Origin of the sequence: Nitratireductor sp. CH_MIT9313-5 (genome assembly GCF_037029545.1) — a bacterium.
Taxonomy (GTDB): Bacteria; Pseudomonadota; Alphaproteobacteria; order Rhizobiales; family Rhizobiaceae; genus Chelativorans.
The window spans coordinates 7,390-23,126 of the sequence record NZ_JAYMER010000016.1 but is presented as its reverse complement, the minus strand read 5'-3'; the positions used below and the strand labels follow the sequence as shown (position 1 = coordinate 23,126).

The window sequence follows — 15,737 nt, the reverse complement described above, 5'->3', positions numbered from 1 at the left end:
CGGCAAGCCGCCTGCCGGTCGCTCAGAGTTGCATCTGCTTGGCGATGATGTTGCGCTGGATCTCGTTCGATCCGCCGCCGATCGGTCCGACCCGGCAATCGCGATAGTACATCTCCATCATGTATTCCGACGAATACCCCGCGCCACCCATGACCTGCAGCCCGATATCCGCGCACTTCACGTTCGCCTCCGAGGTCACGATCTTGGCGATCGACGTCTCGCGGATCGGGTTCTCCCCCTGATCCATCAGCGACGCGACCCGCCATGTGACCTGCCGGGCGGTTTCCGACGCGATCAGCATGTCGACCAGTTTGTGCTGGATGACCTGGAATTGCGAAATCGGCTGTCCGAACTGGATCCGGTCGCGCGCGTAAGCCGTCGCGTAATCGGTGATGCGGAAGCAGTGGCCGGCGGAAATGGCCGACAGGCAAAGACGTTCCACATTCAGGCATTTCATGAGGCTCTTCCACGCGCCGCCTTCCTCGCCGATCAGATTCTCTGCCGGAACCTTCACATCGGTGAAGAACACCTCGTTGGCATGGGTGGTGCGCCGTCCCATCATCTTGAGCGGCCGGATCTCGACCCCCGGAAGCGACGTGTCGACCAGCAGGGTGCTCATGCCCTTGTGGCGGCCCGCATTCGGGTCGGTCTTGCACACGACCACGAGCTTGTCGGCCACATGCGCGCAGGTGATCCAGATCTTGTTGCCGTTCAGCACATAGTGATCGCCCTGCCGGATGGCGGAGGTCTTGATCCCCGCCACATCCGAGCCCGTGCCAGGTTCGGACATCGCCAGGGCCAGCTTTGTCTTGCCGCTGATGATATCGGGGATCTCCCGCTTTTTCATCGCGTCGCTGCCGCTGTTGACGATGTGCATCCCGGCATAGATCACCGTGGTCATGTAGGCTTGGGCGATCCCGGTGTAGTAATATCCGAGCGCCTCGACCAGGGCCGTCAGGTCGGAGTGGCTGCACCCGGAACCGCCGTATTCCTCGGGATAGAACAGCCCGGTGAAGCCGGCCTCCGCGAGGGCATTGTACGCGGCATGGGGAAATTCGCGGTCGTCGTCCATCTGGCGGATCGACTCGAACGGGAGATGCTTGCTCAGAAGATCCAGCGTCGTTTCCCGGATCATCTTCTGATCGTCGGTCAGACCGGCGGTGTTGATGAATTCCATTGTCATTGTTCCTTGTCCTTGCCGTAGACCGCGCGCGCCCGCACCATGGTCTTCATGAGTCCGCTCTGGACGATGTCGCCACGCTGGTTCTTCAACTCCATGCGGCGGATCAGGATGCCCCGGTCTGGCTTGGATGAACTGACCCGTGCGCTGACGACTGTGGCGTGAAGCGTCACCGTGTCGCCGATGAAGATCGGCTTCAGGAACGTCCAGTCGTCGACGCCGATCGCCGCGATCGCGGTGCCGATCAGCCCGCCGATCTGGGCGCTCAGGCCCGTGGCGATCGACATACCCAGCGTGCCGTGGGCGATCCGTGCGCCGATGGGCGACTTGGCCGCGTATTGCGCATCCGTGTGCATCGGATTCACGTCACCCGACACCCATGAATAGGCGACAACATCCGTCTCCGTGACAGTGCGGCCCGGGCTGATGTCGACCCTGCCCTCTTCAAAATCCTCGATGAACATGCCTTTCATCGCATCTCCTCCACTTCGATGTCCTGAGGTCGCTCACTTCGGCTCGAACGGGCCGAAAGCACCGGCTTTTCGCAGTTCGGCGATCCCGTCCGCGTCGTATCCCATCTCCTCCAGCACGCTCCGGGTGTGCTGCCCGAGGATCGGCGCGGCGACCGGATCGACGACGGGAGAATCCGACAGATGGATGGGCAGTGCGATGTTGGGAACGAAACCGGCGGTCGGATGGGGCACACGCGTCACCAGATTGGCCGCACGCGTTTCATCGGAATGCAGGGCTGCGGCCAGCGTGCGCATCTCGCCGGCGGGCACGTTCGCCTCGCGCAGCTTGGGCTCCCAGTAGGCCCAGGGCTTCCTGGCAAACGCCTCCGCGAGGATTTCACGCATCCACTCGCGGCGCTTCAAACGCTCCATCCGATCCTGGAGCGCGGGGTCGTCGGCCACGTCGTCCCGGCCGATCAGGCGGAAGATGCGCTGGAAGATCGCTGTGTTGGACGACGAAACAAAAAATGCCGAGTCGCTGGTGTGGAACACACCCGTCGGTGCGGTGTCGTTACTGGAATTGCCGATCCGGGATGGCTCGACCCCATTCATCAGATACTGCATCGCCCCGTAACCGACCATGATCATCGACGTCTCGTAGAGCGAAACCTCGACTCGCTGCCCACCGCCTTCGCGCTCACGCCGGAAGAGGGCGGCAAGGATGCCGTTCGCGGCCATCATCGCGGTGGAACTGTCCATGATCACGGGCTGCACCCGGATGCCGTCGCGATCGGGGAAACCGTTGAACGACATGAAACCGCTTTCGGCCTGCACCACGGTATCGAACCCGAGGCGGTCGGCGTAGGGCCCCGAACGGCCGTAGGCCGAAACCGAGGTGTAGATGAGGTCGGGATTGACCGTCTTCAGGTCTTCGTATCCCAGTCCGAACCGCTCCATCACGCCGCTCGAGAAGTTCTCGACCAGCACATCGGCCTTGGCGACCATCTGGCGCACGATCTCCTGCGCCTCCCTAGTCTTGAGGTTCAGCACAACGCTCTTCTTGTTCCGGTTGGTCCAGAGAAAGGGCGACCCTTCGCCGCCAAGCGCGGGATCGGCAGGTGGAAACTGACGGAAATCCTCGCCTTTCGGCGATTCGATCTTGATCACCTCCGCGCCCAGATCGGCCAGCATCATCGTCCCGAGCGGACCGGCGATGAAATGGGTGAAGTCGATCACGCGGATGCCTGTCAGCGGACCCGGCTTCTTTGCGCCGGAGGCGGGATGCACGGGGAAATCGTACATCGGGCGGCGCTTGGCTTCGCCAGGTTCGTGCGCAGCTTCGGGGATGCTTTTCGATTGTGCCGGTTCGGCGGGCATCGCGCTACCTCCTCCAGGTCTCATTGGGTATATTTCCCATCATGCGAGATTATTCAACGACCCGCAATGACCTCAGGCTGATTGAGGGCTTTTTCTCACGGCATGCCCCGGCGGGGGTGCATGAGGAAACCGCACGCAGAACCTCCGACGCAGCGCGGCGCGCGGCCTCTTGCACCACCCGCCGGGGAAACTGCGTCCCTCAAACCCGTTCTTGCCATGAACAACACCGATCGCCGAGGGGGCTTACGCGATCATCTGGGATGGGACACATGGATGGCAAGAAGTGCGAGGGTCAGGCTCAGAACCATGAACGGCCCGTTACGAACGAAAACCAGTCTCTCGGGCGACACGTTGAACATGCGGCTAACGATGGTCGCCGTTCCCGTGTAGGGCGAAAACTGCGCCGCGAGCGCCCATGCGGGCAGAATGACGGTGATGATCATCAGAGGTGTCAATCCGAAATTGCCCGGATCACCCAGCACCGCAATGGCGAGGGTCGACGTCAGCACGGGATTGAGGCCGATCATGGCCAGAGCGATGATGCCCAGGAAAATCAGCGACAGCAGCCAGGCCCCCGACAAGTGCGCCCCTATCACCACCTGCGCCGCCTCCTCCATCGGGAACAGCGCGATGAGCACGGGGCCGAGAAAGGCCGCGGAGACGATGACGCTCGTTTCAGCCGCCTGAATGGGCAAGCGGTGGAAAACCATGTTTTGCAAGGGGCCTTCGACCAGCGAACCAAACGTGTGCCCCTGCCCGACAGTCAGCCAGAGGCACGACGTGACGGGAATGATGACCAGGACGGCGGCGGAGGTCGACATCTCGAGCCGGTGCGCAGAAAGATAGATCGCCGCGAAGATCGCGCTCAATAGCAGAGTGAGTCTTGCGATGCTTCGCCCGGGAAGGGGTACAGCCTCTGCATCGGGAGCATGGTTTTTGCGAGCGATTGCCGCCGCCTGCCAAAAAGTGAAGAGGCAGCTGACCGCAAGGATCGCGACGGAAATCACGACGCCAACCATCATGGTTTCAGCCAGAGACACCTCGGGATAAAGCGACGACAGGAAGACTGGCGGCAAGGCCAGCGGCGACCATGTGGCCGTGGGTGAGAAGCCGCGGAGTGCTGCGACCGCCGTCATCCATCCGCGTTCAGTCGCCCCGGAGTCGCCGGTGTCGTCGTTGACCATGCGATCCCGGGCCAGCGTTCCGATCATGACAAGCGACCCCATGTTCATCATCAGGGCCATGAGATTGGTGCCCAGCAGGGTAAGGATCGATTGTTTCCGAAGTGGCTGAGAGATCAGGAAAAGGCCGACGCGGTTGATGGTCGAAGACCGGGATGCGGCTTCCTGAAGCGTGAAGACGGCGGTCAGGAACGCCTGGAAGAAGGCCGCCCGGGTCAGCGCTTCCGTCAGGACTTCGGGTGCGTTTTCCAGCCTGATCAAGGCCAGTCCCGCCGACAGGACCGAAAGCATCACGAAGAGACGGCCGACCTTCCCGCCGCGCAACAGAAGATAGGGAACGAGCGCCACCATGATGCACAGGCTCGGGAAACCCAGGGTAGAGACATGCAGCCATCTGTCGATTCCCTGAAAAATCATCAGGCCGATCAGCATCAGGCCGATCAGCTCCGACCAGCCAGGCAGCCCGTTCATGCGTCGGGAAATCGGGCTTGGATTGGTGGCAACCGTGGGCATGTCAGTCGGTCTCCGGCGGCGTCAAACAGCCCGCACAACTAAAATTCCCACAGTGCGAGACTATTTGCAAGCATGACCAGAAGGCGATATGAGTTGTTCCGCGCCGCGGGCGCGGATGGCGAACGGGAGGGAGTTTGATGTACGCAGGCAATGTTTCCATTCTGGGTGGTGCGGCGCTGCCGGTCGGGAAGTTGCAGGGACTGAGCGAGGCAGGCACCCAGAACTTGGAGCACGAGGTTCTCGCCAGCCTGATCGTCGAGGCGCTTGCCGATGCGGGCCTAGAGAAGGAAAATGTCGGCTCGATGATCTTCACCCTGCCTCGGCCCTATACGCAGCAGAAATATTTCGCAACGTTCATGGCGAATTACATGCGCCTGCCCTGCGACGGGCTGGTGATGGAGGTGATGGGTAATGGCATGACTCCGGCGCTGACCTTCCAGGTCGCCGTCGATCAGGTTCGGCTGGGGCGCACCCGGGTCGCGCTCGCGCTCGGCATCAATTTCGAGACGGGCACCGCCGCGCCCGAGCACATGATGTCGTCCATGCGGGCCACGGGGGATGTGGATTTCCACGCCCCGTTCGGATTCACGCCGATCTCGTGGTATGCCATGGATGCGGTGCGCTACATCCACGAGCACAATTCTTCGCGCGAGGATCTGGCGATGGTGGCGGTGAAGAACCGCCGTCACGCCATGGACAACCCGGTTGCCCAGTTCCGCAAGCCGATGACGCTGGACGACGTTCTTGCCCAAAGGCCGATCGTCGAGCCCCTGGGGCTGTTCGAGGTGCCGGGGCGCGGCGATGGCGCGGTCTGTCTCGTCGTCGCGCAGGAGGATGTCGCCAAGGGTACCGGCAGGCCATACGTCAACATCAGGGGCGAAGGTTTCTACCACGAAGGCGCGCACCAGATCAGCGAAGTTCCCAATGACATGATCGCGTTTCTGGCCGCGCAACGTGCCGGCGCCAAGGCATTTGCCGATGCCGGCATCGGAGCGGCGGATATCGACCTTGCGGAAGTGTATGCGCCCTGCACGATCGTCGAGGTGCTGGTGGCCGAGGCGCTTGGCCTGTGTCCCGTCGGCCAGGGGGCCCGGCAGGCTGCAAGCGGGGAAACGGCGCTCGGCGGGCGCATTCCGATCTGCACCTCGGGTGGCCTTCTGTCGCGCGGGCATCCGGCCTATGTCACGGCACTTTACAGCTACTACGAACTGCTCGAGCAACTGCGCGGGCGCGGCGGTGCCCGTCAGGTGCGGAACGCCGAACTGGGGCTCGCCTGCACCGAACTGGGCAATTACAACGCCGCGATGGTTCACGTTCTGGAGGCAGTGGCATGACCCGACCCATCATCCCGACCGACGGCGCACGCGCCTACCCGCCCCGCATGAGCGATTTCACCAAGCTCTTCTGGGATGCCGTCAACAAGGGTGTCTTCCGCACGACCCATTGCGACGACTGCGACCGGTCGAGCTTTCCGCCGAAACCGATCTGCCCGCACTGCTGGTCGGACCGGGTGTCGTGGACCGAGCTGTCGGGCAGAGGCCGGCTTTACTCCGCGACAACGGTGCATGCCGGACCCGCCGTCTTTGCCGCGGACCTGCCTTATCGGGTCGGGATCGTGGACCTCGACGAAGGACTGCGCATGGCGACCCGTGTGCTGGACGACACGCCGCTGGACCAGCCGGTCGAACTGGTCGTGCTGGCCTATGAGGACGGTCCGCTTTACGCGGCGCGCGGGATCGCCGGCAAGGCCGTCAAACCGACATCCGAGGGGTCGTGAAGACGGGGCCGCGCGTTCCGCGTTCCGGCCGATAGGACAATAGCTGCTTGGAAATTCGGTCGGCTGCGGCCACGACGAGCTCGGCGAGTTCCGCTTTCTGCGCGTCGGAGGTTATCTCGAGGCGGCGCACATAGCTCAGACTGGCCGAGACGGCGGACTTGTCGTGAAAGATCGGCGCCGAGATCCCGACAACAGTGGGGTTTATCTCGCTGCCAATGCAGTATCCCTGCTTGCGGAGACGTTGCATCGAGGTGCGGAAATCCTCCCATGTCTCGCCAAGATGCGCACAGGCGATATCTTCGGCATTGGCAATGTAGAAATTCTTCATCTGATAGGGAGGCAAATGGGCCAGGATGATCCGGGAAGGCGCCCCGTAGACCAGCGGAAACACCCGGCCCCGCTGCATGGTCAGAAAAATGTCGGGATCGCACTTTTCGACATAGACCGACAGCACCTGATCTCCATAGAGGCTCGAGATGCTCTTGGAGCCGATGAGGGGCGATTTTTCCTCTTCGAGCATCGGCAGGGCGATCTGCAGCAACGGATCCGACCGCTGGATCTGGCGATCGAGCTGGATGATGCGGGGGCCGAGCACATAACTGCTTCCCGCTCCCGTCGCCAGCAGTCCGGCATCGTATAGCACCTTGACGTACCGATACGTGGTGGCCCGCGTTGCATCCAGTTCCTTCATCAGCATCTCGACCGTCCAAGCCGGAAAATCTTCCGTGAAAAGATCAAGAACCTTCAGCGCCTTGTCGGCGCTGCTTTGCTTGTGCTCCGGTTTCCTTGCCATCGAGAGGTTTCCTCCTGGATCGTGGATTGCTGCGAAAGCCCGTCAACGACAATCCTCGGGAATCTCACTTATTGAGATCGACACCCTTTGGCAACTTCGGTGACGTGCTCCGTGCAGAAGGCCGGGGTGGGGGAATGTCCCGCTCGATGTTGAAAAGCGCGACGGGCGGCGGTGCGAATTGGATGATTATGCGGCCTCTGCCATCGGGTCAACCGGACGACCTGCAAGCCGACCTCGACGACTGGATCAGGAGCCACACAGGGCAATCGCGTTTGCCTCACGGAGCGGCCAAGCCGTTGAGGATGCTCCGTAAGTAGTCGTCGCTCCAACCAGCTTTCTTGAGCTTGATGGAGAGCGAGCCTTTCGATTCGATTGAACGCTTGACCTTGATGGAACCCCAGACTACCTGAAAGTCAACGTGAACCGACCGGACGGTACAGTTTTGAGTGAGCACATGCCCCTTGCAGAATCCAGAAATGCGTCCCGCAGGATACTTTCTGCGGCGCGTGCGATAGCCGCGCGTGAGGGAGCGGGAAGGATCACGATCGACGCGGTCGCAAAAGAGTCAGGCCTCAGCAAGGGTGGCTTGCTTTACAATTTCCCGACGAAGAAAGCCCTGCTTTCCGGGCTGTTGGATCAGATGTTGGCCGAACATCGGGATCTGCTGGGAAGTGTGCCGGAGCAGCACCCGCTACGCACTTTACGTGGTCATCTCGAAACGGCACTGCAGTCCGAAGGCGTTACCGATGACCTGTCTATGGCCATTCTTGCGGCTGCCGCATTGGACCCGCCGTTGCTCGATCCGCTACGAGTTGAACTGGCCGACGACCTTGAACGTATCGTGTCCGAGACGCAAGACGCTCCGGGTGCTATGGTCGCTGTCCTGGCAATCCAGGGACTGCGGTTCCAGAAACTCCTGAATCTTCCCGACGGCGGCGCAGATCTCAGAGATCGCGCCATCGAACGCTTGAGGACCATGATCGATGAACTCGAATAGAAAGCGAAGTTGGAAACGGGTCGCTTCCGTGCTTGCGGGCGCAGTCGCGGCGGCTCTGGCCATTCCGTTCCTTCCGGCGCCTCTGAGCGATGTGTTGGCCCAAGCGAGGAAAGATACCAATGAAACTGCCGAAGCGGCGGTCGCGCCCGAACTCGACCAACCGGTCGTGGTAGAGGTAACCCGAGCACTCACCCGGGCTGTCAATCGGTCCCGCACTGTTGCCGGCCGCGTCGAGCCCGCCCGCACGGTGGATATTGCGTTTCAGGTGCCGGGACAGATTATTCAACTTCACGTCGAACCGGGCGACAGGATACGCGAGGGCGAGGTGATCGCCAAGCTCGATCAGGTCGATTTCGAACTCACGGTCGTTCGGACTCAGGCGTCCTTCGAGCTTGCGGAGTCCGAATTCGAACGCGCGTCGAGTCTCGCCGAACGGGGAGTCGCGGCCGACGCCCGTCTCGACACTGCACGCGCTCAGTTGGCACAGGCAGACGCTGCGCTTCGCGAGGCCGAGCGGCGCCTCGAACAAACCGAGCTCGTCGCGCCCTTCGATGCGATCGTCGCACGCGCCTTCATCGAAGAGTATGTCAACGTCACCTCGGCCGCGCCGGTCGTGCGGCTCCAGGATATCAGCGAGATGCGGATCGTGATCTCGCTGCCCGAGGAACTGGCCGCCATCGCGCGGGCGTCCCCCGACGCCTTCGACGTTGTTGCGACTTTCCCGGCGGTGCCGGGCTACACGGCGCCGCTGGTGCTGCGGTCCTTCGCCACGGATGTGGATCCCATGGCGCAGACCTACGACGTGGAATTCGCAATCACGGGCAAGATCGACCCACGCCTGCTTCCGGGAATGACGGCGGATGTGCGCATCTCGATCGCGGCGGAGGAAGATCGCCCGCACTCCGTCATCGTTCCGGTATCGGCGGTGGACACGACGAGCCGGACCGAGCCGTCCATTTGGATCTACGAGGAAGCGTCTGGCCAGGTCGCCCGCAAAACGGTTCGTCTGGGCCTTCCGATGGACGACGAGATCGCCATTCTGAAAGGCCTCCAAGGTGACGAAGTGGTCGTATCCGGCGGCTGGTGGCGGCTTAGAGAAAACCAGACGGTGGCAGTCTCGGGACTCTGACCCCGTGCTCCTGGGATAGGCGGAAAAGGATCTATGGCACTCAGCATATCGCGCGCAAGCATCCGGCGTCCGGTGGCGGTTTGGCTCGCCATCATCTTCTGCCTCGTTGGCGGCTATTGGGGCCTCAATACGGTCGGCCGCCTCGAAGACCCCAGCTTCACCCTCAAGACGGCGCTTGTCTTCGTGGCCTATCCCGGCGCTACGGCCGTAGAGGTTGAAGAGGAGGTCGCCGACGTCGTTGAGAATGCGTTGCAGCAGATGAAGCAGCTTGACCGGGTGGAGTCCAAGTCCATGCCGGGCATGGCCCAGATCACTGTCGAGATCGAGATGACCTATGGGCCGGACGAAATCCCGCAGGTCTGGGACGAGATGCGCCGCCGCATCCGCGACGTGGAGGGGGACTTGCCCGCGGGCGCCCGCCCGCCGATCATCAACGACGATTTTGGCGACGTCTATGGCATGTTCTATGCGGTGACGACGGAAGGTTTGAGCCCGAAGGAACAGCGCGACCTGGCCAAGACCCTGCGGCTCGGGCTGGTCACTGTCGATGGCGTCGCGAATGTCGAGGTTCAGGGCCTTGCCGAAGAGGTGATCAACATCTCGATCCCGTCCGCACGGCTCACCGAACTGGGCCTTCCGCCGAACCAAATCCTGGGTATTCTGGCGGACGAGAACCAGGTGTTCTTGAACGGCGAGATCACCGAGGGCCCCGCCCGAATCGGCCTATCGGTTCCGCCAGGCTATGTAAGTCCCGAAGGTATAGAGTCGCTGCGGCTGGGCACGGCCGGAAACGTCGGCCAGGTCGCGGTCCATGACATCGCCCGCGTGACCCGTGAGTCGGCCGAACAGCCCAGCCAGATCATCCGGCAAAACGGCGCCCCAGCCTTCACCCTCGGCGTTTCGGCGTTAACGGACCGGAACGTGGTCGAAGTCGGCGAGGCGGTGTCGGCACGGCTGGAGCGCCTCGAGGCGGAGCTTCCGGAAGGCGCTGAGATCATTCCGATCTACGAACAGCACGTCGTCGTGGATGAAGCGGTTTCAAGCTTTCTCGTCAGCCTCGGACAATCGGTCACCATCGTCATCGCGGCGCTGATGCTGACCATGGGCTGGCGCGCAGGGCTCGTGGTTGGCGCGACGCTCGGGCTGACCGTCTTCTCGACGCTGTTCTTCATGTCGATCTTCGGGATCGCGATGGAACGGATCAGCCTCGGTGCGCTGATCATCGCGATGGGAATGCTCGTCGACAACGCCATCGTCATTACCGAAGGGATGGTGATCGGCATGGCGCGCGGCAAATCCGCAGAGGAGGCGGCGGCAGAAACGGAAAGCGCGACGTCGATCCCGCTGCTCGGTGCGACCGTGATCGGGATCATGGCCTTTTCCGGAATTGGCCTGTCGCCGGATGCGACGGGCGAGTTTCTGTTCTCGCTCTTTGCGGTGATTGCGATCTCGCTGCTGATGAGCTGGGCGCTTGCCGTTACGGTTACGCCCTACCTCGGCAAGCTGCTGCTCCGAGCGCCGAAGGACACGTCGACCGATCCTTACAAGGGCGCATTCTACGGGCTTTACCGCGCGTTTCTGTGGCTGGCGCTGCGAAACCGTGTGCTGGTCGTCCTGACGATTGTGGGGGTGACCGTCTGGTCCGTCATGGCCTTCGGGCAGGTCAAGCAGGCCTTCTTTCCCGCTTCGAACACGCCGATCTTCTATGTCGAGTTCCAGATGCCGCAAGGAACCGACATCAACGTCACCGACACTGAAATGCGGCGGCTGGAGCAGATGCTTCTGGACGAGGACGGCGTGACGGACCTGACCGCCCTCGTCGGGAGAGGGGCGAGCCGCTTCATGCTGACCTATAATCCCGAGCAGTCGGATCCGAGCTACGGTCAGCTTATCGTTCGAGTTGCCGACGCCGAGGCTATCACGTCCATCGCGAGGCGGCTCAACCGGGATCTGCCCGCCGAATTCCCCCACGCCTTGGTCCGCGTCGAAGAAATCGTGTTCGGTCCGCCCGCCGGCGCCGATGTGGCAGTCCGCTTTTCGGGACCAGATCCTGTCATCCTGCGCCAGCTCGCGGACGATGCCACCAGGATTTTCGAGAAAGCAGGGACAATCACCAATCCGCGTACCGATTGGCGACAGCGAGAGATCCTTGTCGAACCCATTGTTGACGAGTCACGCATGCGCATTGCTGGCGCGACACGAAGCGCGATCGCGGATACCATTCGCTACGGAACGTCCGGCCTGCGTGTAGGCGAGCTGCGCGAGGACGACACGGTCATCCCAATCCATCTCCGTCTTCCCGAGAGTGACCGCGACGGTGTCGACCGTCTTCTTGACCTGTCGGTTTGGTCCGATGGGGCAGGATCATACGTTCCGATGGCCAACCTTGCCGAGCGGTTCGAGCCACGACTCGTCGAGGCACTCATTCACCGGCGCAACCGCGAACGAACGATCACCGCCCTCGGCGGCGCACGCGGCGACCTGACCGCCGACGAAGCCTTCCGAAGTGTCCGGACACAAATCGAGGCCCTCCCGCTTCCCGATGATTATTCGATGGAATGGGGCGGCGAGTACGAAAGCGCCAAGGATGCTCAGGCAAGCCTTGGCAAACAGCTTCCCTTGGGCTTTCTCGTCATGCTGACAATCTCGATTTTGATGTTCAACAAAGTTCGCCAGCCGCTCATACTGTGGCTCGTCGTGCCTATGTCCGTGACGGGCATGGTCTTGGGGCTCCTGTTCACCGGACTGCCCTTCACCTTCACCGCCCTGCTCGGCTTCCTGTCGCTTTCGGGCATGCTGATGAAAAACGCCATCGTTCTGGTCGAAGAGATCGACCTGCAACGTGCAGATGGTGTTGCGGACTACGAGGCCGTGATGAATGGATCGGTCAGCCGTCTGCGCCCAGTGGTGCTCGCGGCCGGCACGACGATTTTCGGCATGGTTCCGCTCCTGCCGGATGCCTTCTTCGCCTCGATGGCTGTGACCATCATGGGCGGCCTTGCCTTTGCTTCGGTCTTGACGTTGGTGGCCGTGCCCGTGCTTTTCGCGCTCCTCTTTCGGATTCGTCCACCGAAGCGGGAGAGCGAGCCGACCGGACCACAAACCGATCTGGCCTCGGTTTAACCATATGTTCCGGTTCGACGTGCCCGTCCGGCGTGCAGACACCTGACGGGCAAATCCTAAGTCGTGCCCCGAAGGCGTTCAGAAGCTGCCTTCCGTTGTGACCGGCAATCACTCTTCAATATTTCATGGCTTGATGTTAGTCCGCCATTGCGCTAGCAATCTAACAAGTGTTAGAATTAGAGCGCGGCGAACCGATGGCCAGTCGATAACGTACAGAGTCTTTCGCACATTTGATTTGGATGGCGGTTCCTTTCAGACTGGCTGAGAGGAGCTGATACCGGTTCCGGTTGATCAGTTCGGGGCAACGCGGTCGGGCCACCAGTGAAAGCCGGCTTGGCTTCGGATGAGATTGCGGTTGGCGGCAAGGCTCACGCAGCGATCGGCGACGATGGCATCCAGGTCTTCGAGGGTGTCGATGTGCCTGTTGACGATCGGCTCGTCCACGTGGACCCAGAGTGTCTCGGCCGGCTGCAGTTCGGGGGTGTATGGCGGCAGAAAGACGAGGCGGATGCCTTCTGGCACCTCGAGCGGCGCGGTGTGCCAGCCGGCCCCGTCGAGCACGAGGATAATGATCCGGTCGCGTCCGGCCCCGGCCTCGCGGGCGAAGAGCCGGAGAGTGTCCTCGAACAGCGCCTTGTCGACGCCGGTCGCGAGATACCAGAAGCTCTCGCCGGTGGCCGGCGAGACGAAGGCGGTGACGTAGAGCCATTCGAAGCGATGGTGGCCCCGTGCCACCGGCCGTTCGCCGCAGGATGCCCAGACCCGGCGCAGGATCGGCTTCAGCCCGATGCGATGCTCGTCGGTGGCGAAGACCTCGATCACCGCGCCGGGATGGCGCTCCGCTTCCTCGACGACCACCCCCGCGAGCTTTTTTTAAACGCTTCCTGCTCCTCGGCCGTCGCCGCCTGCGCATGCTGCGGCCGTGGACGCTGGACGGTCCAGCCGATCGCCTTGAGAGCCTCCCAGCCGCGCTGCTCGGCGACCCGCGTGAGCCCAAGTTCGGCCGCGATCACCGCCGCCACCTTCTTCGCGGTCCAGACCCCACCGTCGTCGGGCGGGGCCTTCACCCGCTCGCGCAGCATCGCCAGAACCTGCGGCGTCAGAATCCGTGGCTTCGCGCCGTTCCGCCGGCGCCGGTCGCCGAGCGAGGCCGGCCCGAAGCGGTTGTAGCGCACCAGCAACTCCTCGACCCAGCGCCGAACAAACCCGGTCAGCTGTGCAGTTTCGGCAACCGTGTGCCCCCGCGCCAGCAGCCAGATCACCTGAAAATGGCGCGCCAGTGTCGCATCCTTGCTGCCGCGATATCCCGCCTGCAACTCGGCGACGCTCAGATGAGCCGCAACCTGTACCATGCCTGCCCCCTTCGTTGTCGTTGGGAAGGAGTCTAAAGCGTTTCATTCCAGCAGGGAATCCCACGCACCGCGAGTCAATCAGGCGGAGGCCGTATGAGAATGGACGAGAACGAGAAGCCCAATGCGATGGGGCAAGTGATACAGATCGACGAGGCGCGCATTCGCGACCACCTTGGCGAGATGGTGCGTGGCACGGTGGAGGAAGCGCTGAATGCGATGCTCGATGCCGAGGCGGACCGGCTGTGCGGGGCCGGCCGGTATGAGCGGAGCGAAGGCCGCAAGGACACGCGGGCGGGCAGTTACGAGCGTTCGCTGGAGACGAAGGCCGGATCGGTGAAGCTCAAGGTGCCGAAGCTGCGCCGGCAGACCTTCGAGACGGCGATCATCGAGCGCTACCAGCGCCGGGAAAGCTCGGTCGAGGAGGCGCTGATCGAGATGTATCTGGCGGGCGTCTCGGTGCGCCGAGTGGAAGACATCACCGAGGCGCTCTGGGGCACGCGGGTGAGCCCCGGCACGGTCTCGAACCTGAACAAGAAGATCTACGCCAAGATCGACGACTGGCGGCACCGGAAAATCGAGGGCGACCACCCGTATGTCTTCCTCGATGGCATTGTCATGAAGCGCAGTTGGGCCGGTGAGGTGCGCAACGTGTCGCTGCTGGTGGCCATCGGCGTCACCGCCGACGGTTACCGAGAGATCCTGGGCATCATGGAAGGCCCCAAGGAGGACAAGTCCGGCTGGTCGGCCTTCCTGCGCCATCTGGTGGATCGCGGGCTCTCGGGCGTGCAGCTGATCGTATCCGACGCCTGCCGGGGGCTGGTGGAGAGCGCCACCGAGGTCCTGCCGGACACCCAATGGCAGCGCTGTGTCGTTCATTTCTACCGCAACGTCTTCAGCCTGGTGCCGTCGGGCAAGGTCCGGGATATCAGCAAAATGCTGAAGGCGATCCACGCCCAGGAGGACCGCAAGGCGGCAGCCGAGAAGATGCAGGCGGTGATCGCCGATTTGCGCGCCATGAGATTGGTGAAAGCGGCAGAGCTGTTGGAAGAGAGCGGCCACGAGACGCTGACCTATTACGGCTTTCCAGACAGCCACTGGATCAAGCTAAGAACCAACAACCCGCTGGAACGGATCATGCGCGAGATCAGGCGGCGCACGAAAGTCGTCGGCGCCTTCCCGGACGGTAAATCCTGCCTGAACCTCGCCGCCGCCCGTCTGCGTCACATCGCTGGAACCCAGTGGTCGACACGGAAGTACATGAACATGACCCCGCTATTCGCGGAGCAAACCCAAGGAGCCGTCGTCGCATGATGAAAGTGCGAAAGACTCTGGACACTACCTCAGCAGCCTGTTAGACAAGAACATCCAGGAGTAGACTAAACCTAAGCGGTGCTTTTCCATTGTGGAGAACGTTTGACTCCGGTCCTGCTCCCTCCGCCATGAAGCTCCCAAACGCCTGTAAACGCTCAACTCTTTGAGTTTAAGGGATCTGCAACCGTCCTACTGGTACACAAAGGCGGTACACATGGTCCTCAAAATGAATCGTCCATCCAAACGTCCTGAATCGTCTTTTCTGCAGTTTCGCAAGCGCGTGCCCAAGGACCTGCGTTCCATCATTGGCAAGACCGAGATCAAGATCAGCCTGGGAACGCGCGACCCCATCGCTGCAAAGCAGCGCCATGCCGAACTTGCGGCCGAGATCGAAGCGCAATGGATGGAGCTGCGTAAGGGTGTGCGCACGGTCAGTCAAAAAGAAGCCAGCGCGATGGCTGGAGAGATCTACCGTGAGAAAGTGGCCGCGCATGAGGAAAATCCTGGCAAACCGTTGGACTGGGCAGCCAGACTCATGATCGATCATTCGTC

14 protein-coding genes are annotated in these 15,737 nt (G+C 62.1%); 7 read left to right on the top strand and 7 right to left on the bottom strand.

Translation table 11 applies throughout. The annotated features are described in order from the left end of the window. Window positions 1-22 precede the first annotated feature (22 nt). The 4 genes from WA367_RS12680 to WA367_RS12665 all read right to left on the bottom strand — a co-directional run bounded on the left by WA367_RS12680 (window position 23) and on the right by WA367_RS12665 (window position 4,622). Complete coding sequence (locus WA367_RS12680; protein WP_336057147.1) at window positions 23-1,177, bottom strand: acyl-CoA dehydrogenase family protein; 1,155 nt, start codon at window positions 1,175-1,177, stop codon at window positions 23-25. Window positions 1,178-1,179: 2 nt separating this feature from the next. Then, a complete protein-coding gene (locus WA367_RS12675) occupies window positions 1,180-1,653 on the bottom strand; it encodes a MaoC/PaaZ C-terminal domain-containing protein (protein ID WP_336057146.1) in 474 nt (157 codons plus the stop codon). 33 nt (window positions 1,654-1,686) lie between these two features. Further along, window positions 1,687-3,009 carry a CaiB/BaiF CoA transferase family protein gene (locus tag WA367_RS12670; protein WP_336057145.1) on the bottom strand — a complete coding sequence of 441 codons (1,323 nt, stop codon included), beginning with the start codon at window positions 3,007-3,009 and terminating at the stop codon, window positions 1,687-1,689. A 251-nt stretch (window positions 3,010-3,260) separates the two neighbouring features. Next, window positions 3,261-4,622, bottom strand: a complete 1,362-nt coding sequence (locus WA367_RS12665; RefSeq protein WP_336057144.1) for a hypothetical protein — start codon at window positions 4,620-4,622, stop codon at window positions 3,261-3,263. A 218-nt stretch (window positions 4,623-4,840) separates the two neighbouring features. Between WA367_RS12665 and WA367_RS12660 the strand changes: the two genes are divergently transcribed. Together WA367_RS12660 and WA367_RS12655 are read left to right on the top strand one after the other, a co-directional pair. Next, window positions 4,841-6,037, top strand: coding sequence for a thiolase family protein (locus WA367_RS12660; RefSeq protein WP_336057143.1), 1,197 nt, complete (start codon window positions 4,841-4,843; stop codon window positions 6,035-6,037). After that, window positions 6,034-6,480, top strand: a complete 447-nt coding sequence (locus WA367_RS12655; protein WP_336057142.1) for a Zn-ribbon domain-containing OB-fold protein — start codon at window positions 6,034-6,036, stop codon at window positions 6,478-6,480. Before WA367_RS12660 ends, WA367_RS12655 begins: the two co-directional genes overlap by 4 nt. Here the strand turns inward: WA367_RS12655 and WA367_RS12650 are convergent. Then, window positions 6,455-7,273 (bottom strand): IclR family transcriptional regulator, encoded by an 819-nt coding sequence (locus WA367_RS12650; RefSeq protein WP_336057141.1) that lies wholly within the window; start codon window positions 7,271-7,273, stop codon window positions 6,455-6,457. The two genes, WA367_RS12655 and WA367_RS12650, sit on opposite strands and share 26 nt — an antisense overlap. Window positions 7,274-7,691: 418 nt before the next feature. Between WA367_RS12650 and WA367_RS12645 the strand changes: the two genes are divergently transcribed. Genes WA367_RS12645 through WA367_RS12635 form a run of 3 tightly spaced genes read left to right on the top strand, consistent with a single transcriptional unit; the run spans window position 7,692 to window position 12,522 of the window. Next, window positions 7,692-8,270: a TetR/AcrR family transcriptional regulator gene (locus tag WA367_RS12645; RefSeq protein WP_336057140.1), complete on the top strand. Its 579-nt coding sequence runs from the start codon at window positions 7,692-7,694 to the stop codon at window positions 8,268-8,270. Continuing rightward, the gene (locus WA367_RS12640) at window positions 8,257-9,399 is read left to right on the top strand and encodes an efflux RND transporter periplasmic adaptor subunit (RefSeq protein WP_336057139.1); all 1,143 of its coding nucleotides are present in this window, start codon (window positions 8,257-8,259) and stop codon (window positions 9,397-9,399) included. The genes WA367_RS12645 and WA367_RS12640 overlap by 14 nt, the downstream gene beginning before the upstream one ends. Before the next feature lie 33 nt (window positions 9,400-9,432). Next, window positions 9,433-12,522: an efflux RND transporter permease subunit gene (locus tag WA367_RS12635; RefSeq protein WP_336057138.1), complete on the top strand. Its 3,090-nt coding sequence runs from the start codon at window positions 9,433-9,435 to the stop codon at window positions 12,520-12,522. 291 nt (window positions 12,523-12,813) lie between these two features. Here WA367_RS12635 and WA367_RS12630 read toward each other — a convergent pair whose 3' ends face one another. Both WA367_RS12630 and WA367_RS12625 read right to left on the bottom strand, forming a co-directional pair. After that, window positions 12,814-13,380 (bottom strand): IS630 family transposase, encoded by a 567-nt coding sequence (locus tag WA367_RS12630; protein WP_336057137.1) that lies wholly within the window; start codon window positions 13,378-13,380, stop codon window positions 12,814-12,816. Beyond that, complete coding sequence (locus WA367_RS12625; protein WP_093361832.1) at window positions 13,341-13,874, bottom strand: winged helix-turn-helix domain-containing protein; 534 nt, start codon at window positions 13,872-13,874, stop codon at window positions 13,341-13,343. The genes WA367_RS12630 and WA367_RS12625 overlap by 40 nt, the downstream gene beginning before the upstream one ends. 99 nt (window positions 13,875-13,973) lie before the next feature. Here WA367_RS12625 and WA367_RS12620 point away from each other — a divergent pair, with 99 nt between their 5' ends. Both WA367_RS12620 and WA367_RS12615 read left to right on the top strand, forming a co-directional pair. Next, window positions 13,974-15,185: an IS256 family transposase gene (locus tag WA367_RS12620; protein ID WP_093361833.1), complete on the top strand. Its 1,212-nt coding sequence runs from the start codon at window positions 13,974-13,976 to the stop codon at window positions 15,183-15,185. 214 nt (window positions 15,186-15,399) lie between these two features. Then, window positions 15,400-15,737 (top strand): DUF6538 domain-containing protein (locus WA367_RS12615; protein WP_336057136.1); only part of this gene is annotated, 338 nt, incomplete at its 3' end.